17 protein-coding genes and 1 pseudogene are annotated in these 23,231 nt (G+C 45.2%); 13 read left to right on the plus strand and 5 right to left on the minus strand.

Features of this window, described 5'->3' with window-relative positions:
* Nucleotides 1–115: 115 nt before the first annotated feature.
* Both NQ117_RS00265 and NQ117_RS00270 read right to left on the minus strand, forming a co-directional pair.
* Complete coding sequence (locus NQ117_RS00265) at nucleotides 116–4,996, minus strand: DUF7507 domain-containing protein (RefSeq protein WP_258276033.1); 4,881 nt, start codon at nucleotides 4,994–4,996, stop codon at nucleotides 116–118.
* 427 nt (nucleotides 4,997–5,423) lie between these two features.
* Nucleotides 5,424–5,921: a LysR substrate-binding domain-containing protein gene (locus NQ117_RS00270; protein ID WP_258276034.1), complete on the minus strand. Its 498-nt coding sequence runs from the start codon at nucleotides 5,919–5,921 to the stop codon at nucleotides 5,424–5,426.
* A 53-nt stretch (nucleotides 5,922–5,974) separates the two neighbouring features.
* Here NQ117_RS00270 and NQ117_RS00275 point away from each other — a divergent pair, with 53 nt between their 5' ends.
* The 4 genes and pseudogenes from NQ117_RS00275 to NQ117_RS00290 all read left to right on the plus strand — a co-directional run bounded on the left by NQ117_RS00275 (nucleotide 5,975) and on the right by NQ117_RS00290 (nucleotide 8,301).
* Entirely contained in the window at nucleotides 5,975–6,328 is a 354-nt protein-coding gene (locus tag NQ117_RS00275) for an arylamine N-acetyltransferase (RefSeq protein WP_258276035.1), read from the plus strand.
* Between the two features lie 63 nt (nucleotides 6,329–6,391).
* On the plus strand, nucleotides 6,392–6,514 hold the full coding sequence (locus tag NQ117_RS00280; protein ID WP_258276036.1) for a hypothetical protein: 123 nt from the start codon (nucleotides 6,392–6,394) through the stop codon (nucleotides 6,512–6,514).
* A 23-nt stretch (nucleotides 6,515–6,537) separates the two neighbouring features.
* Nucleotides 6,538–7,281: pseudogene (locus NQ117_RS00285) on the plus strand (alpha/beta hydrolase).
* A 306-nt stretch (nucleotides 7,282–7,587) separates the two neighbouring features.
* The gene (locus tag NQ117_RS00290) at nucleotides 7,588–8,301 is read left to right on the plus strand and encodes a glycosyltransferase family 2 protein (protein WP_258276037.1); all 714 of its coding nucleotides are present in this window, start codon (nucleotides 7,588–7,590) and stop codon (nucleotides 8,299–8,301) included.
* A 97-nt stretch (nucleotides 8,302–8,398) separates the two neighbouring features.
* Here the strand turns inward: NQ117_RS00290 and NQ117_RS00295 are convergent, their stop codons facing one another.
* Nucleotides 8,399–13,327, minus strand: coding sequence for a DUF7507 domain-containing protein (locus tag NQ117_RS00295; protein ID WP_258276038.1), 4,929 nt, complete (start codon nucleotides 13,325–13,327; stop codon nucleotides 8,399–8,401).
* A gap of 204 nt (nucleotides 13,328–13,531) precedes the next feature.
* Between NQ117_RS00295 and NQ117_RS00300 the strand changes: the two genes are divergently transcribed.
* Both NQ117_RS00300 and NQ117_RS00305 read left to right on the plus strand, forming a co-directional pair.
* Entirely contained in the window at nucleotides 13,532–14,134 is a 603-nt protein-coding gene (locus NQ117_RS00300) for a prolyl hydroxylase family protein (protein WP_258276039.1), read from the plus strand.
* Between the two features lie 33 nt (nucleotides 14,135–14,167).
* Nucleotides 14,168–15,454, plus strand: coding sequence for a glycosyltransferase (locus tag NQ117_RS00305; RefSeq protein WP_258276040.1), 1,287 nt, complete (start codon nucleotides 14,168–14,170; stop codon nucleotides 15,452–15,454).
* A gap of 140 nt (nucleotides 15,455–15,594) precedes the next feature.
* Here NQ117_RS00305 and NQ117_RS00310 read toward each other — a convergent pair whose 3' ends face one another.
* A complete protein-coding gene (locus tag NQ117_RS00310) occupies nucleotides 15,595–16,617 on the minus strand; it encodes an aliphatic sulfonate ABC transporter substrate-binding protein (RefSeq protein ID WP_258276041.1) in 1,023 nt (340 codons plus the stop codon).
* Between the two features lie 42 nt (nucleotides 16,618–16,659).
* Nucleotides 16,660–17,595 (minus strand): TauD/TfdA dioxygenase family protein, encoded by a 936-nt coding sequence (locus NQ117_RS00315; RefSeq protein WP_258276042.1) that lies wholly within the window; start codon nucleotides 17,593–17,595, stop codon nucleotides 16,660–16,662.
* A gap of 444 nt (nucleotides 17,596–18,039) precedes the next feature.
* Between NQ117_RS00315 and NQ117_RS00320 the strand changes: the two genes are divergently transcribed.
* The 7 genes from NQ117_RS00320 to NQ117_RS00345 all read left to right on the plus strand — a co-directional run bounded on the left by NQ117_RS00320 (nucleotide 18,040) and on the right by NQ117_RS00345 (nucleotide 22,995).
* Nucleotides 18,040–18,810, plus strand: coding sequence for an ABC transporter ATP-binding protein (locus tag NQ117_RS00320; protein WP_258276043.1), 771 nt, complete (start codon nucleotides 18,040–18,042; stop codon nucleotides 18,808–18,810).
* A 27-nt stretch (nucleotides 18,811–18,837) separates the two neighbouring features.
* Nucleotides 18,838–19,686: an ABC transporter permease gene (locus NQ117_RS00325; protein WP_258276044.1), complete on the plus strand. Its 849-nt coding sequence runs from the start codon at nucleotides 18,838–18,840 to the stop codon at nucleotides 19,684–19,686.
* A gap of 641 nt (nucleotides 19,687–20,327) precedes the next feature.
* Nucleotides 20,328–21,095 (plus strand): nucleotidyltransferase domain-containing protein, encoded by a 768-nt coding sequence (locus NQ117_RS00330; protein ID WP_258276045.1) that lies wholly within the window; start codon nucleotides 20,328–20,330, stop codon nucleotides 21,093–21,095.
* Between the two features lie 446 nt (nucleotides 21,096–21,541).
* Nucleotides 21,542–22,213, plus strand: coding sequence for a DNA alkylation repair protein (locus NQ117_RS00335; RefSeq protein ID WP_258276046.1), 672 nt, complete (start codon nucleotides 21,542–21,544; stop codon nucleotides 22,211–22,213).
* Between the two features lie 213 nt (nucleotides 22,214–22,426).
* Entirely contained in the window at nucleotides 22,427–22,675 is a 249-nt protein-coding gene (locus NQ117_RS23995) for a DUF6597 domain-containing transcriptional factor (RefSeq protein ID WP_309137869.1), read from the plus strand.
* Nucleotides 22,599–22,850: a hypothetical protein gene (locus NQ117_RS00340; RefSeq protein ID WP_258276047.1), complete on the plus strand. Its 252-nt coding sequence runs from the start codon at nucleotides 22,599–22,601 to the stop codon at nucleotides 22,848–22,850. The genes NQ117_RS23995 and NQ117_RS00340 overlap by 77 nt, the downstream gene beginning before the upstream one ends.
* Before the next feature lie 13 nt (nucleotides 22,851–22,863).
* Entirely contained in the window at nucleotides 22,864–22,995 is a 132-nt protein-coding gene (locus tag NQ117_RS00345) for an AraC family transcriptional regulator (RefSeq protein WP_258276048.1), read from the plus strand.
* Nucleotides 22,996–23,231: the final 236 nt, after the last annotated feature.

Raw genomic sequence — 23,231 nt, forward strand, 5'->3', positions numbered from 1 at the left:
ATGTTCCACTTTCATGAAGGGCCGTCATGAGCAAAATGACCCCTGCAATATGCTGTTTCGCAGGGGTCATTTTGTATCAAGTTAAAGGCTTCTTATGAAGTAACTGTATAGTTAGCTATTCAGAATGCTCCTCTACGGAAACCACTACCGTATTGGAGACAACGGAGATTGGCTGAGCAGCGCCTTCCAGTAAGAATGAGACAGTAGCACTATTGCGAAGCTTTTTGCTAGGCGGCTCAATTTTTTGCTTAACACAGAAGCTAACTACTACAGTCTGGCCAGGTGCTATCGCTCCTAGGTTAATGCCTCGCTCTGGATCAGCATCTTTAATGCAGCGGTTACCAATTTGGACACTGCCAGGATTAAACTTCGTGCCTGTCTGAAGCAGATCGGTAAGAACGGCACTAGTAATAGGTACTTCACTTGAATTCGTAACCGTAATCGTGAATGTCAATTTGTCACCGACAAAGACGGTTTTGCAGCTCGCTTGCTTCGTGACGGTAAGTGGGAAGCCTGTAACGCGAATCGTAGCTGTAGTACTTTGAAGCGGTGTCTGATCGGAAGCGACTAATACGGTATTGACGATCTCACTTCCAGGTACTGCCGTAGGTGGAACAACAAATGGCACGATAAGTGATTGAATGGCGCCAACGTCTTGGGATAAGACAACGCCGGATAGGCCAAGGAGTGGATCACTGTATCGGATATTCGTCAGCGGAACGTTACCTGTGTTGATTCCCTCCATTCGGAAGAAGACTGTTTCACCAGGGAAGGCGGTTGTCGGCTGTACGATCTTGCTAATGGTTAGTTCCGGATTACTAGTTACTGTAACAGAAGCATTTACGGTGACTGGATTCGTTTCATCAGAAGTTAACGTAGCGGTATTTAGAATCACACTGCCTCCAAGGGCATCTGCTGGAATCGTAAACGTACGTGTCGTTACAATGGTGAAGCCAGCTGGAATGACATCTACTGATCGCTCGATTCCAAGCAGTTCATCTACGAAGCGTAAATTCGTTAACTCGGCATTTGATAAGTTTTGCAGGGTGAAAGTGAAAGTAACTGTATCGCCAGGGCCTGCTGTAGTAGGATCTACCGTCTTCGTTAAATTTAGTTGGAACTGTGCAAGCACGGTAAAGGATGCGGTGGAAGTTCTTGGTCCTGTCTGATCGGAAGTTACTGTAGCTGTGTTTGTAATAACGGTTCCGGCTGGAACAAACGGTACTTCAAAAGGTAAGGTGTACACTTGTGTTGTACCTGCTGGGAGCAGTGGAACAATAGTGCTGAAACCAAGTGTTGGATCGGTTACGGAGACGTTTGTCAGATCAACATTACCCGTATTTCTCACCGTAACCGTAGCAGTAACGGTTTGACCAGGTGAAGCTTGAGCGGTGTCAAGTGACTTACTAATTGTCAAACCTGGAGCAGAAATAACGGTAACCGTGGTTGTTGACTCTTCAGGATTCGTCTGGTCAGAAGTGACGACAGCTGTGTTGATGATTGTGGAGCCTGGCTCTGCATTAAGCGGAACAATGAACGGGAAGCTAAACGATTGTACAGCACCTGGATCCAATGTGCCAATTGGCTGGGAAACACCGAGTATTTCGTCGGTCACAAGCACATTTGTCAAGGTAACGGTTCCTGCGTTCGTTACGGTGAACGTATAGTTGACCGTCTCGCCCGGAGCAGCTGTTAGCCGATCAGCCGTCTTAACGATCGTAATGACAGGCGGCAGTGGATTGACAAGCACATGCGCAGTATCTTGGACGGAATCCGTCTGATCGGATACAGCTGTACTTACATTTGTAATAACGGTACCGATTGGAGTTCCAGGTGGAATAACAAAGGTAACCGTAAAGGTTTGAGATTGACCGATAGCAAGCGATGGAATGACCGCATTTAAACCAAGCAGCTCATCACTTACGCCTACACTTGTTAACGTCTGATTACCCGTATTCGTAACCGTAATCGTATACGTGATGGTATCTCCAGGCAGGCCATTATCGACATCCGGTGTTTTCGTGAGATCGATCGCAGGGGCAGGATTGACGGTTACGTCAACAGATGCTTGCTTCGGACCTATCTCTGTCGGTGTTACTGTAACTGTGTTGGTAAACACGGTACCTGCCAGCGCATTTTCTGGGATATCAAAAGGAATGGTTTCCGTTACCGTTGCACCCGGTGCAAGCTGATTAATGGTTTCCAGATAAGATAGCAGTGGATCGGAAATGACCACATTGGTTAAGGTGACATTGCCTGTGTTTGTAATTACGAATGTGAAGTTTACCGTATCTCCTGGATTTGCTTGTGCACGATCTACACTCTTCGTTAATGTAAAGTTGGGAATTAAAATCTCCAATGAAGCGGAAGCAGTGTCTGTCACTAATTGTGGACCGAAGCTGCCTGACGCAGTGGCGACATTAACAAACGGAGTGATCGTTATATTCGGAACAACAAACGGGAAATTGACCGTTCTTGTCTCGCCAACAGCAAGTGTACCGAGGGATTGGTTAAGACCGAGCAGCGGATCGATAAGACTGACGTTTGATAATGGTGTATTTCCTGAATTCGTCACGACAAAGGTGTAAGTAACCGTGCTGCCTGGGGAGGCTTCTGTTGGCGCAACGGATTTCGTTAAGACGATCGCCGGGTCACCAATGACGGTAACGACAGCATTAGCTTGCTCCGGAGGCGTCTGGTTGGACGTCACGGTTGCGGTATTCACGAGTACATCGCCCTGTACAGCCGTAATCGGGATCGTAAATGGGGTGACAATTTGGACCGTATCTCCTGGATCAAGCGCATCGAAGGTTTGATCGACTCCAATGACCGGGTCGACAATCCGAACATTTGTTAACGTTTCATTTCCTGCATTTGTGACGGTAATCGTGTAGTTCACGATGTCACCTGGAGCGGCAGTAGCTTGATCGACCGTTTTTACAATGATGAGGCTTGGTACAGGTGTAACCACAACAGTCGTCTGATCGGATGCTGGAGGTGTTTCGTTGGAGGTGGCAGTAGCTACGTTTGTGAATGTAGTACCTGCGGTTGCAGCGGCTGGTATCGTGAATGTTTCTGTGAAGGTTTGGACAGCACCTGCAGCAAGGGTAGGAATCGTTGTTGTGAATCCGGTTAACGAGTCGTTTACGGTAACGTTTGTTAGAGGAGCATTTGAATTGTTCGTTACAGTCAACGTATAAGTGACGACATCTCCTGGTGCACCAGAGAAACGATCTGGGGTTTTGGTAATCGATAGGTTAAAGGAAGGTAAAATGATTACAGTTGCCGTGTCTGTTACAGGACCCGTTTGGTCAGATGTGGCAGTGGCCGTATTGGTTAGGCTTCCAACTGGTAGGAATGGCAGTACAAAGTCTACATTAAAAGTAGAGGTTGCACCTGGAGCTAAGCTGGAAATCGTATCGATTAATCCTAGCACGTCGTCCGCGAGGCGGACATTCGTCAAGGTAACGGAGCCCGTATTCGTAACTACGAATGTATAGGTAATCGTATCACCAGGAGCACCAGAAAGCGGTACCGCTGTTTTTGTCAAACTAAGTGCTGGCGCTAGAATAGGAACATCTACTTCGTTAGATGGAATATCTCCATTTGTGATGACACCAGGGACGCTCTCAAATTGAAAGCGTGCAGATGCTTGGTTAGAAATAACACCACTTGGCGGTATTGATGTTACCGTTACGCTAAAGGTAACCGTCACGGACTGCCCTGTTGCCAGTGTTCCTACTGGAATGCCTACCGCAGGGTTTGAACCAGCTGGGGCTGAAGAGCCATTGATGAGTACACTGCCAGGAACGAGCTGTGTGTTGTTTGGTAGGGGATCAACGACCACAGTTGAGTTTGCTGAGGCTATTCCTGTATTGGTGACAGTGACAGTGTAGGTTAACGTATCCCCTACGGCTGCTTGCACGACGTTAACCGACTTTTTGACATTTATCTGTGGAGCATTAATATCAAAATAAAGCCCTAACGCATAAATCGAATAACCGTCACCTTGTGTACGCAATTGTAGTACGGCAGAGTTTTGGCTGTTTCCTAAAAAATTAGAAATATTTACATTGGTAATATCCCATCCTTGCCTACCAGCGACGACGTTGGCCCCCGGGGCTCCTTGGAGCATATTACGCGTACCGAACGTGCCGGACGTATCCTGATTTCCGGTATCGTTGTTCATTTGCGAAGCAAAAAAGTTGTTCTGGAGGTTATTCGGTCCGGAGAGGAAGTTCAAGCTGGACGTGTTAGGCCCGAATAGGACTTGATCACCCGATTTGTTCGCATCACCATCCCCTGCACATAGCTGAACTCTTCCTGTTACAGGCCCAGTCACTGGAGTGGAGAAACCTGTAACAGGAAAATCAACAGAAGGGGTACTCGCAAATTCAATATCAACAATACCGACATTTAAGCTTAAGTTACGGAACGGAAGAGTTGGGTCTTTATAAACGACACATAATGTCCATCCACAATGGTTACCTGAAGAGGTAGCTATGTTTTCAATGTTTCCGACAACGCCGCCAACCGTATACGTACCTGCGCCTCCACTCTGAATGATTGAGGTAACGTTGGCAGAACGGAAGTAGTTAAAGTTACCGTTAATAAACAGTAGTTGAGCTGTCGCAGGATCAGGGGCCACACTTAGTGTTGTATTTTGGGGCGTCGTGATGGAGACGGACTTATCAATAAACGCTTCAAAGTTAGTCGTTCCATTCAGTACTGCATAGGTTCCGGCCCAAACAAGCTCCGCATAAAGAATGCTACTTCCTGGGGGGAGACGAAGAATGGCGCTGGAATTATCTAGATTGAAATCATTGGTGGTACCCGGTGGAAAGTTCCCTAACTGAACAGCAGTATTTGTTGTGACAAGCGCACCAATAAAATCCTGTGTTCCAGCTGTACCATTGAGGCCGGATAACCCAAGCGTATTTCCGGTAAACGTAATTGCGCCTACATCGTTGTCTGAAAATCGAACAATAAATGGCAAAGGAAAGCCTCCTTACTTTTAGCTAATGTATGAATTAGGGTGCATATTCCGGTCAGCAGAGGCTGCACGCCTATTTGAACCATATATATGTTAGGCGGTTTGATTTGTTGCAGATGCAACAGCATCTCTTCCGAGCCAGATTGATAACGTAGAACTGTTTGTTATTTTTCGTATGAACTAAACTTAGCCATAAAAAAACTGCATCTCCAATGTTAGATAGTGTCTAACATTTGGGGTGCAGTTCAGAAAAGGCGGTTAATTAAACTATTGTTTCCTAATTTTTCTCTAATATAACAAGTGAATAAACGGCTCCACCACCACCTGCACCTGACATAGCACTCTGAGAGACAACCTTCTATCCCGGAGCTGTCAGGCATTGGCCTGGCAGCTTTTTATCTTGTGATTTCCTTGAATGCTGGTAGTACATTTACGGTTTGGCTTTATAGTCATAGTTTATAACAAAATCACGAAAAGTCTGTGCAGCAAGAGACAAGTACTGATTTTCATTCCAAGCTACATGAGGGGTCCATTGGCAAACAGGTTCTTCTATATGAAGGAGCGTAAGCGGTGGCAATTCCTTTTTAGCGGCAATTGGGATTAAGGCAATACCAAGGCCAGCACGAATCAAGCCAGTGATGGTTGCTGGTTCGTCCCCTTCAGAGACGATATTGGGAATAAATCCAGCTTTGCGACAGAACTCATCGGTAATTTCACGGAAACAGTACCCTGGTTTTAGCGAAATAAATCGATCATTTGCTACCTCGCTGAGGTGGATACGTTGACGGTCTTTGAGACGATGTGTATCTGGTACAGCCAGTACAATTTCTTCCGTCATTAATAGTAAACAACCAATTCCCGGTCGATCTATAGATGAAGAAGTGAGACAGAAATCGATTTCTCCTTTTTCGAGAAGTTCAATTTTCAAATCCTCTGTTAATCGTCCCACTTGATAACAAGGAATACTTGGTGGATGTAGGCATGGGCGGCAATTCGCCGCGGCTTCCTGTTCCATTAAGTGGAGATGAAGTTGTTGATAGCGATGGAATATATCGAGTTAGTAAGGATGAGAGCGAATCGTTTTACTATTTACAAAAGAAGGCTGATGGAGAGTGGGAAACTCAATATCGATTTGAGCAGCCTTCCCGTCAGTGGAATTTAGAGAACATCCATCCCATCTGTGTTCTAACTGAAACATCTCCTGAGTCTATGTTCAACAAGATGTATTTCTTGTCGAGAGTGACGGAAAATGGGCGTATTACTCTGCTGGGAGACAAGTTGATTATCGTCAACGGAACAGAGAAGACAAAGCAAAATAGAAAAACACGAGATTGAAGAAACGGCTCGTCGCTATTTTTAGCTCGATATTTGATAACAAGGTGCAAGGAGGAATAAGATATGGCTTTAGATCCACAAGTCCAAGTGTTTATGGAACAAGGGGGTAATTTAAATACCCTCACAGCGAAAGAACACGGGGAAGCAAAGCCCGTATCAAAAGTAGAAGATTTTTTGTCCCTGTAAATAACGGTGAAATCAAAGTTCGAGTGTATACGCCAAATGAAAAGGATTCATTACCTGTTTTTGTTTATTTACATGGTGGCAGCTGGGTAGGAGGAGATATTAATGCTGTAGATATCTTGTGCCAAAACATTGCTCATGATGCTGAAAGCATCGTTGTTTCCGTAGAGTATTATCGCCTAGCTCCTGCGCATAAGTTCCCAGTTCCTATAGAGGACTGCTGCGCAGCGATTCAATGGGTAGCTGAAAATAGTGGCATGCTTCGTGTAGATAAAACAAGAATTGCAATAGGTGGGGACAGCGCTGGCGGAAATATTGCTGCTTCCGTTGCCGTCATGGCTCAGAAGTTCAACAATCTCTCGTTAGCAGCTCAAGTACTCGTGTATCCAGTGGTCGATCTTACTTTGACCTTTAAGGCACAATCATACCGTGACAATGCTGAAGGTTATTGCTTAGCCAGAGGGCATTGCCTGGACAGCTTCAACCTATTTGCTTTACGAAATCGACAGATACAATGTCATTGCTTCACCAATATTGAACAATGAATTGGACAATTTACGCCGACACTTATTATTACGGCAGAATACGATCCTTTAAGAGACGATGGTGCGGCATATGCTGAACGTCTGAAGGAAGCGGGAGTTCCTGTAGAGTACAAGTGCTATGAGGGAATGAACCATGGATTCTTCTGGATGGCTGGGATTCTAGATAAAGGGCTTCAAGCACGTGAACAAGTTTCGAATTATTTAAAGGATGTATTTGCAAAATAATAGAATACTGAACGATGATCTGTAAGTTGGACACTTTAAAAGGTGACCTTCTTACGGGTCATTTTTGTTTATCATTCTACGTTGAAGTAGCAGTGTGTAGTGAAAGTAACTTTGAGGGATGGATACAGAATGAGGGGTTTTTCTTATAAAAGGAGCATATCTCAATTGGTTTGCATATAATGCCGAAATTGAATGCTAAATTAGCACTATCTAAGCAATATTATTCAATATTAGCCTATAATTTTCAAGTTAATTTAACATATATGATCCAATACTGCAAATCGTATGTTTGGAGGAAAGTTTACGATGATTAGTGTGTTAACCATAACCTATCGACGCCCTCATTTATTAGAGGAAGCCATTGAATCTTTTCTTCGTCAAGATTTTTCAGGTGAATCAGAAATGGTCATTATTAATGATAGCCCTAGAGTTGAGTATGTATTTAAGCACCCCCAAATTCGAATTGTTAATGTAAAAGAAATGTTTACATCCATTGGAAGTAAACTTAAATTTGGATTTTCTCAATGTAAATATAAATATATATACCGCCTTGATGATGATGATTTATTGGCACCGAGGGCATTGAGTCATACATGGGATGACATTATTGCTCATCCAGGTTATGAAATTTATCGAAGTGATGGTCATTATTTTTTTGTAGATAACAAATTCAAAGGAATATATAGCAATGTTAATACTGGAAATGTGTACACAAAGAATTACTTGTCACGTATTGAAATACCTGATAGCAGTTTTGGAGAAGATTACACAATGACTTTTAGTTTTAATGCAAACATTTATAAATCTCCCCGTGAGCAAAAAACGATGATATATCGCTGGGGTATGAATACGTATCATATATCTGGAATGGGTAACATTAATGAAATTGCTAGACGTGCATGGACTGATCTTATTGTTGAAAATGTAGCAAAGGAAAGGAATACAAGTGTAGAGGAGGGGTTACTTATGCTCCGTCCCCACTTTCAAGAAGATTATTACCAACAAATATCTATAAATTAATGGGCTTTAATGTGTAGACAAAACCATCGTGATTCGATGGTTTTTAAAAATCCTATTCAAAAAAACAACCGGCCTTTGAAGAGGCCGGTTGTTTTCGTTATTCCGCATGTTCCTCCACTTTGATGCTAATGACGTTGGAATCGATCGTAAACGGTTGAGTTGAATTGTCTAACTGGAAGCTGACTGATGCCCGATTTTGTACCTTTTCATTAGGCGGCAGCACAGTTTGCTTCACTTGGAACGTCACTTTAATTGTTTCACCCGGGGCGATATTGCCTAACGGAATACCGGCATTTGGATTTGCTCCAGGTAAGGCGCATCCTGCGACCGTTACGCTGCCTGGGACGAACTTCGCACCTGTCTGTAAAATGTCCGTCAACACGGCATTCGTGACCGTAATCGAACTCGTATTGGCTACCGTAATCGTGAAGCGAACCTTATCCCCAACAAAGACGGTGTTGCAATCTGCTTTTTTAGTAACGGTTAGCGGCAGTCCTGCAACATTGACAGTTACGGACGTACTTAGCGGACCTGTCTGAGCCGAGTCGAGCAAAACAGTGTTGACAATCGGCTCGCCTGGCGTGGCGTTGGCTGGAATGGTAAATGGAACAATCAGTGATACGGCAACGCCGACATCCTGTGATTGCACGATTCCGTTAATCCCAAGCAGCGGATCGGAATAGCGAATATTCGATAGCGGTACGTTGCCGGTATTAACGCCTATCATATTGAAGAATACTTGTTCGCCAGGGAAGGCAACTGGCGGAAACACCGTCTTGCTGATCGTCAACTCCGGATCTTCAGCCACGGTAACCTGAGCCACAGCAATGATTGGTGTCGTTTGATCAGAGCTGAGCGTAGCTATATTGGTAATGACGCTATCACCTCGTGCATCCGCAGGGATCGTAAACGTGCGAGACACGTTAACAAAAAATCCAGGAGGAAGGGATTCTACCGTCTTGTCGATCCCAATTAACTCGTCAGTAAATCGAACGTTCGTAAACGTCGTGTCGGTTGTATTGCGAATTTCGAATGTAAATGTCACCGTTTCACCCGGCAAAGCAACGGACGGAGAGACAGTTTTGACCAGTGTAAGTTGGGCCCCCGGTAGTACCGTGAGCGTCGCCGTCGCAGATGTTGGGCCAGTTTCGTTGGACGACGCCGTCGCTGTGTTCGTGATGACCGTTCCTGCCGGTACAGTAGGCGTCGTAAATGGAATTGGGAATGTGCTTGTCGATCCTGCAGGCAGAGATGGAATCACAGAACTGAAATTGAGGATCGCATCTGTGATGACGACGTTTGTGAGGTCGACGTTGCCCGTATTCTTCACCGTAATGGTTGCCGTCACCCTTCCGCCTGGTACGGCCTGAGTTAGAGAGAGCGCTTTGGTCACGGTTAGTCCTGGGGCTGGATCAACTGTAATGGTAGCAGTGCTTTCCTCCGGATTCGTCTGATCCGAGGTCACGACGGCTGTATTCACGATGACGGAGCCGCTTGGTGTGCCAGCAGGAATGATGAAGTCAAAGGTAAGTGTCTGGCTTTGGCCGGGATTGAACGTGCCTAGTGCTTGCGAGATGCCAAGCGTCGTGTCTGTCAAGAGTACATTGGTCAACACGACCGTACCCGTGTTCGTCACCGTAATCGTATACGTGACAGTCTCTCCCGGTGCAGCAGCCAGCACAATTGGCGTTTTCACAATGGTTATCGATGGTGGCGCATCGTTGACCAGTACTTTGGCAGTCGCAGTGACCGATTCCGTCTGGTCTGAGACGGCCGTGCTTACGTTCGTGATAACGGTTCCGATTGGTGTTCCCGGTGGAACGACGAGCGTTAGCGTGAAGCTCTGGGATAGACCCACTCCAAGCGATGGAATAACGGTGTTTAGTCCTAGCAGCTCGTCGCTGACACCAACACTTGTTAAAGGGACGCTGCCTGTATTCGTTACTATCACTGTATAAGTAATCGTATCACCCGGCAGCGCATTGACCCGATCCGTCGTCTTCGTGAGCGAGATCGCGGGAACCTGATTCACCGTTACGGTGGCTGTCGCTTGCTGCGGCCCGGTTTCTGTTGGGGTCACGGTCACGACATTTGGAATGACCGATCCTGGCGTTGTACTTGCAGGAACGGTGAATGGAATCGTCTGGGTAACCGATGTGCCAGGTGCTAGTAAAGCAATTGTATTCGTATAGGCCAATAACGGATCGGAGACGGCGACATTGGTTAACGGTACGGCTCCCGTATTGACGATCGTAAACGTGAAGTTCACTGTTTCACCCGGATTGACCCGCGCCCGATCTACTCTCTTCGTCAGCGTGAAAGCGGGGAAGAGCAGATTCAGAGACGCGCTGTCACTTGCCTGAACCGTTTGCGAACCAGAGGTACCTGTAACCGTCGCGATATTGATGAACGGATTGGCGGCGCCACTTGGGATGACAAATGGGAAGTCAACCGTTTGTGATTGACCAGCTGCGAGTGTACCAATGTTCTGATTCAATTCAAGCAGCGGATCGGTGAGCTGCACGTTCGTCAAAGACGTATTGCCTGTGTTCGTAACCTCGAATGTATACGTAACCGTAGCTCCTACCGTTGCCTGCTGCGGCGAGACGGACTTCGTTAGTGTAATAGATGGAGCGCCGATTATGGTCACGACGGCATCCGCTTGCGTTGGTCCCGTCTGATCGGATGTAACGGTTGCGACGTTAACGAGTGAGTCTCCTTGCATGGCGGTTAAAGGGATTATAAACGGTATCGTGACAACGACCGAGTCACCCGGATTCACGGCATCGAACCTTTGATCGATGCCTAACGTCGGATCGACAATTCGCACGTTGGTAAGCGTCTGATTGCCAGCATTTGTGGCCGTGAGCTTGTAAGTGACGGTATCTCCTGGTGCAGCCGTCTGCGGCGAAACGGTTTTGAAAATGACCAGATTCGGAACGGGTGTGACGATGATCGTTGCAGAATCGTTTGCAGGCCCCGTTTCATTAGATGTTGCGGCCGTCACGTTTGTAAACACGGTGCCGGCCAGCGTTCCCAGAGGTACGGTAAATGGAACGGTAAACGATTGTGACGCCCCAGCGTCTAGTGAGGGGATCACTTGCGAAAAACCGAGCAGATCGTCTGTCACGGTAACATTGGTGAGCGGAGCATTGGACGTGTTCGTTACGGTCAGCGTATACGTGACGATATCCCCGGCTGCGACGGAAACCCGATCCGCCACTTTCGCAACGGCGAGACTGAAGCTCGGAAGTACCAATACTTGTGCTGAAGCGTCTTTGGGCAGCGTTTGATCCGAAGTGACCGTAGCCGTGTTGTTAATGAGGGTGCCGGCCGGCGTACCTGGCGGGATGACAAAATCAACATCAAATGTGACGACGTCTCCCGGCGGCATATTAAGCAGCACAAATAAACCAAGCAGTGGGTCATTCACTTGCACGTTCGTGAGCGTCACCGTGCTCGTGTTCGTCACCGTAAACGTATACGTAATCGTATCACCAGGGACGCCGGACAGTGGATTGGCCGACTTCGTAAATGCAATAGTTGCCGGTGATACCTGAACACAGATCTCGCTGGACGGTATACTGCCGTTTAATATGGGACCGCCCGCAGCGCTCTGATACTGGAAAAATGCCGTAGCCTGATTGCATGCTAATCCGTCCGGAGGCAATGACACGATGGTCACAGAAAAAGTTACGACAACCGACGTGCTCGGAGCGAGCGTACCGACGGGAACGCCAACCGTAGGGTCCGCGCCCGACGGCGCGCCGTTGATTGTGACGCTTCCCGGAACAAATACCGTGTTGTTGGGCAGCGGGTCGACGATGACGGTTGAAGTGGCGGAGGTTGTTCCGGTATTACTTACGACGACGGTGTAAGTTAACGTCTGTCCAACGACGGCTGTCCCTGCGATGATGGTTAGATCACTACCGGTAATTATGGATGGTACAAAGGAACCTATGAATTTATTGACGACGATTTTTGGGGCGTTGATGTCGAAATAGATGCCGACCGCATATACGCTATAGCCGTCACCTGTCGTTCTTAACTGTAAGGTAGCAGATGTCTGATTGTTCGTTAGCGTCCCCGAAATGTTGACATTCGTAATATCCCAGCCCTGCCGCCCAGCGACGACGTTGGCCCCCGGGGCTCCTAGGAGCATATTGCGCGTACCGAATGTGCCTGTTGTATCCAAATTTCCGCTATCGTCGCAAATTTGCGAAGCAAAAAAGTTGTTCTGGAAGTTCCTTGGGCCAGAGAGGAAGGTCAAGCTAGCCGGGTTAGGTCCGAACAGCACTTGATCTCCCGATTTGTTGGCATCCCCGTCACCGGCGCAAAGCTGCATCCTCCCCGTAACAGGTCCAGTGATTGGCGTGCTGAATCCCGTAATGGTCGTGTCGACCGAAGGCGTGCTCGCAAACTCGATATCGACGATGCCAACGTTCAAGCTCAGATTGCGGAACGGCAAGGTGGTATTCTTGTACACGACGCATAGCGTCCAGCCGCAATGGTTGCCCGAAGAAGTTGAGACGTTTTCGGTGTTGCCGACGATCCCTCCTACCGTATAAGTACCAGCACCACCCGTCTGAATGATTGAAGTGACGTTAGCGGAACGGAAATAGTTGTTGTTCCCGTTGATGGAAAGAAGCTGTGCCGTAGCCGGGTCTGGAGCGACGCTGACGGTGGTACCTAGCGGTGTTGTTACGGATACGGACTTGTCGATAAATGGGAAAAAATCGGTCGTGCCGTTTAGAACCGAATACGTTCCTGCCCATATGAGCTCCGCATATAAAATTGTCGTTGTTCCCGCGGGCAAGCGTAGAATGGCGCTAGAATTGTCTAAATTGAAATCGTTAGTCGTACCCGGCGGGAAGTCTCCAACTTGAAGAGAAGTATTCGTCGTGACAAGCGCGCCGATAAAGTCTTGCGTTCCGGCTACGCCATTCAAGCCGGATAGCCCGAGCGTATTGCCCGTAAATGTAATTGCACCCGTATCGTTACCGGAAAATCGAAGAATAAATGGCACTACATAACCTCCTTTCGTAAAATAGGTGTTTTCAATCGATAGGAAGAAGAATATGAATAATTAAGGGTGCGTGGCAAAAAGTTGACCATAAATCATCATCGACACATAATTATGTTGGAATGGCTTGGCTTTATGTCGTGAGTAGGGAGAAGATTCGTGTTATACAAAGAACCTATCTAATTTGGGAACGAGGGGGAGATCTGTTTGTTGCAATCGAGCATCGTGTATCATCAGGACCCGCTAATTTCTTACTATAAGAATGTCGCATCTGCCGATGAGTGCCAACAATTGATTGATTTGGCGACAGGGAAATTAGTCCCATCCGTTGTCGCAAGTCACAATGCGGTAGGTTTATCCCAATCCCGAATATCGGAGCAAGCGTCTTTCGAGCACGCTTCATCCGAGATCGTCCGAAGAGTGACAAGCCGCATTGCGGACATCGTGTGCCAACCACTCAGCAGAGCCGAGCCGGTTCAAATCGTTAGATATCCGTTCGGCGGAAAATTCGATCCCCATTACGATACGTTCGACCCGGTTTCCACTACGGGTCAACAAAGTTTGCAAACGGCAGGTCAACGGTTGTATACGGCTATCCTGTACTTAAACTCGGTACAGCTAGGCGGAGAAACCTTTTTCCCGTTTCTTAACTTGCATTTGCCACCGGTAAGAGGGGATTTGCTTGTGTTTCAGAATTGCAAGAACGATTCGTCCGAAGCTCACCCGTTTTCCATGCATGGCGGGCACCCGGTAGTAGAAGGGGAGAAATGGATCGCGACATTATGGTTCCGCGAGCGGTCGTATGATTAAGAGGATTCCTTCATGTGAAAGGGGACTAGTCTTTTGAAAGTTGCCATATTGACGATGTTTACTGGATTAAGCAGTACGTATTCTGTGGTCAATGTCGTCGCCGAACAACTACGAATGCTTCTGGATGCACATATCGCGACCAAGTTACTGGTCTCTGAGCACTTTTCTTGCGAAGAGAAAGTTGGGGTTTTTCTGGATGAAAGGATTGAATGGGTGAAAATTACAAACAAACGGAACCTCAATATTATGGAGAACGGCAAGATTCGCGATGGCTTTTATGAAGAAGCAGACGTCATGGCACATGATCTTGTACGGAATCTGTCAGATGTAGACGTTTGTTTCATGCACGATATTCTTTACCTGGGGGAGTTTCTTCTTCAGAATGTCGCTGTCAGGACGGCACAGCAACAGTTGCCCGACGTGCGTTTTATCGCTTTTACCCATTCGTTTCCTGCAACTCCGCAGAAAACGGATTGGCCGTTTTCTGCCCGGTTTACGCCAATGCCCAATACGACTTATGTGTATCCTACAGCCTCAGGAATCCCCGCTTTAGCCAAGCAGTATGATGTGCCTGAAGAGATGTGCCAGGTTGTCAACAATAGCCTCGATTTTCTTGCTTTCTGCAGCGATGAGGTACGAACGGTAGCCCAAAAAGTCGATTTGCTTTCTCCTGATTATCTCGTCGTCTATCCTGCCCGTTTATCCTCGGGAAAACAGCTTGAAAAAGTGGCTTCTTTCTGCGGTGCAATCAAAGAGTTGACTCGGAGAAACGTTACCGTTCTTTTTTGTGATTTTCCGTCCAATGAAACTGATCCGAAAAGCTATAAGCCCTTGATTCAACTGACAGGCTATGAAGCTGGACTGAACGTCGATGATATTGTTTTTACTTCGGATATCGGTTTTGAAAAGGGATTTCCAAGAAAGGGGGTCTTGGAGCTTTTTACACTGTCGAATTTGTTCGTTTTTCCATCGTCTTCCGAAGCATTGCCACTTATCCTACTGGAAGCAGCCAGCAGAGGCAATTTTCTTGTTGTCAATGAGAGTGTACCCGCTCTTGAGGAACTGGGAAAGAAACTGGGGGCCTATTTGATAAGGTGGGATCCTCACAACTTTGGGTTTCATACAACCGAATTCTATCCTCAGACCGAGAAGGTTTATTTACAGGAACATGCAGCAAAAATTGTCGATAGGATGCAAAACGATTCCGTCATCCATGCCAAAACGTTGGTACGGCAGCAGTTTAGTCCTCAGTGGGTATGGAAAAATCAGCTGGAACCGCTTTTAAGTCCGTTCGTTTCTACAAAACCTACTAATGTATAAGTATAACTAAGTTCATCGTCCAATAAAAATAAACAACCAACTACCGATGGGGACGGCAGTTGGTTATTTCATGAGGGGTTTGTTTATTTTCTACCATAATGGGGAGTGTGAGTACTGATAGAGTGGGGAAGTGGTGCAATTTATTTAACAACCTTTTCAATCCATTCATTATTTACAACGGACTGGAAGTCTAGCTTCTTCTTAATAAAGCCATGCTCTAGCAATTGATCAGCAGACTGCTGTTGGGCTTGCAGTACTTCGGCTGTATATCCAGACACGGTAAAGGATAAATTCGCAACGAGAGATTTCATAATATCTTGCGGTATTTTCACTCGATTAGCGAAGATTTTAGCCGTTTCATCTTGATTCGCATTCATCCAGTCAATAGCTCTCTTGTATGACTTTAAGAAAGCAGTAACGACCTCGGGATGCTCGTTAAGAAACTCGGTGCGGCCGATCAAGGAGGAAGGGGCCAATATGTTGTCTTCGTCCCAGGCGATCGTACGCGCCTTATTTGTTTTGGTTAAATTCGTAATATGGGGGTCCCAAGTTCCCCATGCATCCAATTGTCCGCTGGCAAACGCAGCTGCACCATCATCTGGCTGCAAGTTAATAAGTTGGACATCATCGATAGATAGACCGTATTTAGCGAGTACTTTTAGAAGATAGACGTGTGCCGTTGTACCTTTGGCGAGTCCAACTTTCTTTCCTTTTAAGTCTTTTACGCTTTGAATGGGACTATCTGGAGGAACGAGAACGGCGTTGAACTTGGCTCCTTTGGACAGTAAGGCGATAACTTGAAAAGGCAACCCAGCCGATGCTCCGCTAATCGTCGCTCCATCTCCGAGAAGAGATAGATCTACACGTTTCGCAGACAATGATTCGAGTATAGGAGGGCCATTGGAAAATTCACTCCATACGACTTCTGCATTCAACGCTTTAAATTCCTCTTCCAGCCAACCTTTATTTTTTAAAATGACAAGCGCGTTGAGGCTCCCATTGATGGCTACATTGACCTTGATTTTCTCCTGAGCTGCTGTACCATCAGCAGCTGTAGAACTAGCCTTATTGCCGCCGGTATCTGAGCAGCCAGCCGCGAGTATAAGAAGAAGCACTGCGAAACTGATGACATAGGCAGCTTTAGTTTGCTTAGATTTTTTCATAGGCGGCATCTCCGTTTCCATTTCTCACTTCGAATTTTGCGCTTAATAAGGTACGTCACCAACAATAGAGACTCTTTCTACGACGCGACGATTCGGGAAATAGTCTGATACGGCATAATGCTGTGTGGCTCGGTTATCCCAAAATGCAATCGTATTTGCTTCCCATGTATAGCGAATTTGATATTCAGGTATATGAGCCTGCTGGAATAAATATTGGAGCAGTTGTTCACTTTCTTCAGGTTCCAAGCCGACAATTCGTATGGTGAATGCTGCATTGAGGAATAACGTTTTGCGGCCTGTTTCTGGGTGTATGCGTACAATCGGATGCTCAGCAGCAGGATACTCGTCTTGTTTAATGGCCAACAATTCAGAAGAAAGGCGACGCCCGAAAGACGGGGTGAAATCATGAATGGCTGTAAGTCCGTCAATTTTCTCCTTAATGTCATCAGGCAAATTATCATAGGCAGCGGCCGTATCTGCCCACAGTGTATCTCCGCCATATGTAGGGGCTTCCACCATGCGGAGCACAGCACCAAGTGCAGGGTTGAGGCGCCATGTGACATCGGTATGCCATATGTTTTCCATCCCGGTTACTTTCTCATCTTTTGCAAATCGAGCAATTGCTTCCTGATCACCTTGCGGCAGGAAAGGATGGGTTTCCAATTCGCCCCAATGTTTCGCAAATGCAACATGCTGCTCACTTGTAATGTCCTGATTGCGGAAAAAGAGTACCTTCCACTCAAGCAGAGCACGGTTTAGCTCGTTTTTCACTTCTGGAGTAAGCGGATTGCGCAAATCAACTCCTTCTATTTCTGCACCAATAAGCGGGCCTAGTGGCTTTATGTGAAATAAGGTGTATGGGGAACTCACTTGCCCTTCTGGAAGGCGATGCAGCTTGCGTGCACCGGATACTTTGTGTCGCTGAGGGAAGTAGTCACGGGATAACGTTTCAATAATATCGATTTGCTGTGTCATCATAATCACTCCTAATCGTTTAGTAGGTAACAGACGAGTTTGACCTTTCTAGTTAGTACGAAGTGAGGAAAACAAAAAAAGATCCAACACACATGTTCACTAACATGTACGTTGAATCTCTGGTCGTCCAGTGGATTCATTACTATTATCGTTATCGTTTTCACTAGGTAACTAATTAGTCAGTCTATCTTTGAATAGGGAAATGATACCAACTGAATGTGGGCGTGTCAATAATTAATTCAAATTAATCCGATTATAATACAAGGATATTGACAGTGGGGTATTGCGGTGCTACAATCTCTTGAAAACAAGCTGGCTATATACGGTCAGAATTGAATATTTGCCGAGTCGACTAGACGTCTAGAGATTCATCAAGGAACAAGCCTGAAATACGGCGTTTCTATTGGTGAGTCTCTTTTTATTTTTATAAACAGGGAGGAAGGCAGTATGGCGAATACGATGCTGGAATTGACGGAGTTGAATAAGACGTTCTACTCGTCAGATTATGCGACACATGTGCTGGATCAAATTCATTTAACGATTGAAACAGGTGAATTTATAACGTTAATTGGGCCGAGCGGCTGCGGCAAAAGCACGTTGCTCAAAATCATCGCCGGCCTTGATGTTGATTATACAGGAGAGGTACAGCTTGAGGGCGAGCCAGTGAAAGCTCCTTCTCAAGAGAAAGGATTTATTTTTCAAGAACATCGCTTGTTTCCGTGGCTGACGGTGGAGCAAAATATAGCGTCTGAGCTCTCGCTTAAAAATGCCTCTATTAGACAGAAAGTAGATGAGTTAATCTCGCTAGTAAAGCTGAATGGTTTTGAAAAAAGTTATCCGAAGCAGCTCTCTGGCGGTATGTCACAGCGTGTTGCCATCGCACGGGCATTGCTGCGGAATCCAAAGGTTCTGCTGCTGGATGAGCCATTTGGTGCATTAGATGCCTTTACCCGCAATCATATGCAGGAAGCCTTGCTGGATATTTGGAGAAGCAATCGCACGACTATGGTGCTCGTCACTCATGATATCGATGAATCGTTATTTTTATCGAATCGGGTTATTGTGCTGGATACGAAGCCCGGCAGAATTAAGGCAAACATCCCGATTGATCTGCCTTATCCACGCAAGCGCTCAGGCAAAGCTTTTCAAGAGCTAAGGGCGAAACTGATCGCTCTGTTGGAGCATGAAACAATCGATAAACAGGATTGGCAAATATAACGTAAGCAGAATGGAGCGTCGATACCGATGAGCAAAACGTCTAACCATGCTATTCCTGCCGCAAACCCTATATCTGACCGCCCATCGTGGAGCAGCCAAAAAGAGAAGAAATCTAAGCTGAATCTCTCTATTTTCCGTGGAGGTTTGCTGCCTGTTTCGGTTCTGTTAACTTGGCAGATTCTTAGCATCAATGAAATTATTCCGTCGCAATTGTTTCCACCACCATCGCTCATTTTTCAGACCTTTATCGAAATGATTGCCTCAGGAGAGCTGTTTCATCATTTGAAAATAAGTATTGTCCGAGCACTGCTGGGCTTCACCATCGGCGGAGTTGGTGGTCTATTAATTGGTTTATTCGTAGGGATGTTCCAGCGGGCAGAGCAGTATATTAATCCAACCGTGCAAATGCTGCGTGCCATTCCGCTGCTAGCGATCACGCCATTGTTTATTTTATGGTTCGGATTTGGTGAGTTGTCGAAGGTGCTGCTTATCTCCTTGGGTGCATTTTTCCCGATGTATGTGAACACCTTTCTTGGGGCTCGTAATGTAGATAGCAAGCTGTTTGATGTCACGCGTGTGCTTGAGTTCAGCCGTGTTCAGCAGGTGACGAAGCTCATTCTTCCATCTGCGCTGCCCAACGTGCTGCTTGGTCTAAGGCTTTCGTTAAGCATTGCGTGGATGTGCTTGGTCGTGGCCGAACTGATGGGTGCAGATGCAGGAGTTGGTTATCTCATTCAAGAAGCTCGTTCGTTTATGCGGACAGAAGTGATTTTTCTAGGTATTTTACTGTTTGCAGCGGTAGGGAAGTTGTCGGACTCGGTGGTGAGGGCTTTGGAAAGTCGACTACTGCATTGGCAGGATAATTATAAGGGGTAGAAGGAGGTAACAAAAATAACAAAAAAGTGCAAGAATGCTCCCTTTTATTTGTAACTAGAGGGGAGTATTTTTGTGGGGTTATATAGTGAAAGTAGATACACTTCGCACTTCTATCATTTTAATGCTAACGGTTGTCACAGAGGCTATTTGATGGTAATTTACTCATTTTGAAATGTAACGGTTGCCAGCGAGCTTATTTGTTATTGGTAGCGATATCATTCACTATCAATGCTAAAATAAGCGCGCTCACGACCGTTAAAACTAGAAATTGATCGAATTCGCGTTAATAACGTCAGTGGCGACCGTTAGAGAGAGAGAGAGGAATACTCATACTACTACAAGGGCTTACATAGAAGCTCGAGGAAGAAAATAAACAATTGCGAGAACAACTTAAGTTTTCGTATGCGGAGGTCTATCAAAAGATCTGACACAATGCTCTTCCCTCTCGTGCTTGAGCTGAACTAGGTAGGATACTTGAGCAACAAGTTGAAATACCGAAGAAACAGTCATATTGCGGTTCTTTGCTCAACTAACTGGCAGGATAGTTGAATGGTTTCGCGAATAACTTAAGTCATGACGAATTTACGAAGTTCGCAAAAAGACGTTAGCCGAAAGAAGTTCTTAGTTTAGGAGGAGTCTATATGATATTAGAAAAAGTTATAAATAGAATTGTAATACAAAGTGAATATAAGGATTTTGTTGATAAGTATATAGATAATATACTTACCGAATTTAAAGGTAAGATTCATAGCATTTATATGTGTGGCTCGATTCCAAAAGGAACTGCTAAACCTTTTAAGTCAGATGCAGACTTTACTATTGTATGTGTAAATCCCAAAGATATTGATTACGAAAGATTGTCAAATATTAAAGACAGGCTTTTGGAAGAATATCCAGTATTAACTAAGATTGATACGATAATTTGCTCGATTGACGATGTATTAAGTAGACCAAATGAGTGGGGTTTTTGGGTAAAGATAATTTGTGTTTGCATATATGGTCATGACGTTGGTGAAAAAGTACCACCGATAATTATTTCTCCAGAGTTCATTTTAGACTTAAATACAGAGACCAAGGAGGAAGTAGATCGTATACATAGTTTACTTTCTAATGCTAGTGATAACGCAATGAAAACTAGATATATTAAAGGTTACTCTAAGAGATTAATTCGTGCATTATACTCTTTGGTTTTAGAAGATGAAGGTATATGGCAAGATGACATTATTAAGATGAAGAATGCCATATTAAACTATTGTGAGATTGACTCCGCTTTAGTTGATTATCTGTATGCTTGTTACTTGGATAGTAATGTACTTGTTGAAGAGTTTCTGGGAATTGCAGATGAAGTATATAGCTATTTTGAGAACGCCTTAAATGCAATGGCTGCTTCCAGAACTTCCTTCGGCTAACACCATATTGACGCTCCGGGTTACTCTGAGAAGCGAGTGACCACATCCAGCCCCTAAGCCCGTCGGGACGTCACTGCGTTAGGTGTTCGGCAAGCCTCACAACCACTATAAGCAGCGACTCTAATTAAAAGATAAGACTATTGAGAGCTAACGGGAGACGATAGTTAAATATAAAGAGGGGTTCCACATATTATTCATGACTAATATGCGGAACCCTTTATTATATCTGACTTTTTTATATTTAGCTCTTGATAAACCGAGATAATAAAGTAGTAGACTGAAAGCATCGCTCAACGGGCAGATTAGTTAAAAGTGCTATGAGATGAGGGTAACCCCCAATATGCGGTAATATTGTTATCAAGGAGGGATTCCGAGGGATTCCGTGTGAAACAGTCGAATCTGAGGACATATTATGAAACAGGGCTTTAATAAAGGAGTTGTATAAAATGAATGAAAATAAAGGTGCAGAAATAGAACGTTCTTCAAAAGCAGAAAACATTCTATCTCAGATCAATAGTAAAACTAAGCTAGGCGACTTACGAAAAATCGCAAAGGACATTAAAAAAGATCACGAACTAGCTATGGAACTTTGGTCAACCGAAGAGTTTTTGCCCAGACTATTAGCAATCTTAATTATGGATAAAAAACTTCTTTCACAAGAAGTGTTAAATAAGCTTGATAAGGATATGCAGACTCACACTTTTGATGAGCGAAATAACTTAATGGATTGGTTAATGGCTAATCAGCTCTCCAAAGACAAGAAGACAATTGCATTGATGGAGTCATGGGGAAATAGCCCTTCTGCTCTTCAAAGGCGAGCCTTCTGGTATTATCAAGCGAGATTGAGATGGACTGGACAAACACCACCTGATAACACCGCAGACTTACTATCTACATTAGAAGCTAATATTACGCAGGAAGAACCGGAAGTTCAATGGGCTATGAATTTCACCGCAGGCTGGATAGGCGTTTATGATGAAAAGAATCGTGCACGTTGTATTAAACTTGGTGAGAAAACGGGTCTATACAAAGATGAAATAGTAGCAAAAGGATGTACTCCCAGCTATTTACCTGAGTTCATTACGATTGAAGTTAACAAACGACAAAGACTTATGTGATGTTCAACAATTGGGTAACGTTTGTTCAATGAAAAAGCGACAGGTTTGTCTGATAGTCGTTGACCATCTTGTTAGGAGGAACGGACATTGGAAATCATACCTGGACGGTTACCTAAAGGAATTCTTAATGCCTAAACAGGAGATCAGACGTATGCACTAACAAGATTTCATCCTTCTCCTAAACTAACCGCCTTCGTACAGCATTATTGGGTGGTGCAGTGGGATGTGCGTGGAAAAGCTCCATATCCTCAAACGGTACTGTCCCATCCTAATGTAAATCTTATCGTGGAGCGAGATATAGCTCGTATATACGGAGTTTCCAGAACGACCTCAACGCGTCTAATTGAGGATCATGGCTGGGTTGTCGGAGTGAAGTTTAAGTCCAATGGAATTGGTAGAATCAGCTGTGCAGTTGGTGGAGTCGATGTTAGCAGCGGTGATCGAACGACTTCCGGAAGTTGATCCAGATATATTGTTCGTAGGTGAAGTGGTGGCTAACATTCAATCGGATCGGACGATTATGAAAGTAGACGATGTCGTGCAGCGAACGGGCATTCATATCCGCAAACTGCAGCGTTTATTTGATTGCTATGTAGGGGTCTCTCCTAAATGGGTCATAGCAGTATCGGCTGCATGAAGCGGCTGCCTCTATGGAGGCGGGAGAAGCAACGGATTGGTCGAAGTTTTCGCTCGATCTTGGGTATTACGATCAGTCTCATTTCATACGTGATTTTAAGGCGTTTATAGGCCGATCACCTGAGGAATATGTGCGAAATGCATAGTTGCGATCCGATCTCAAGTTGCATCAGCGTCAGCTCTAAGCAGTTGTGGCTAGCTCCAGCAAGAGAGGAATAGGAGATTCAGGTCTCTATTACGTAAGCAACTTAGTGGTTGGCAAAGCAGGTAAATATGAGATTAACATGTAGATGTACACCATCATAATCGTATAATAAAGTAAAGGCAGCAAACACTAACTCAACTTAGAAATGTTGATTAAGGAACATACATGATATACGAT

The sequence above is a fragment of the Paenibacillus sp. SC116 genome, from assembly GCF_024733555.1.
Lineage (GTDB): Bacteria > Bacillota > Bacilli > Paenibacillales > Paenibacillaceae > Paenibacillus_B.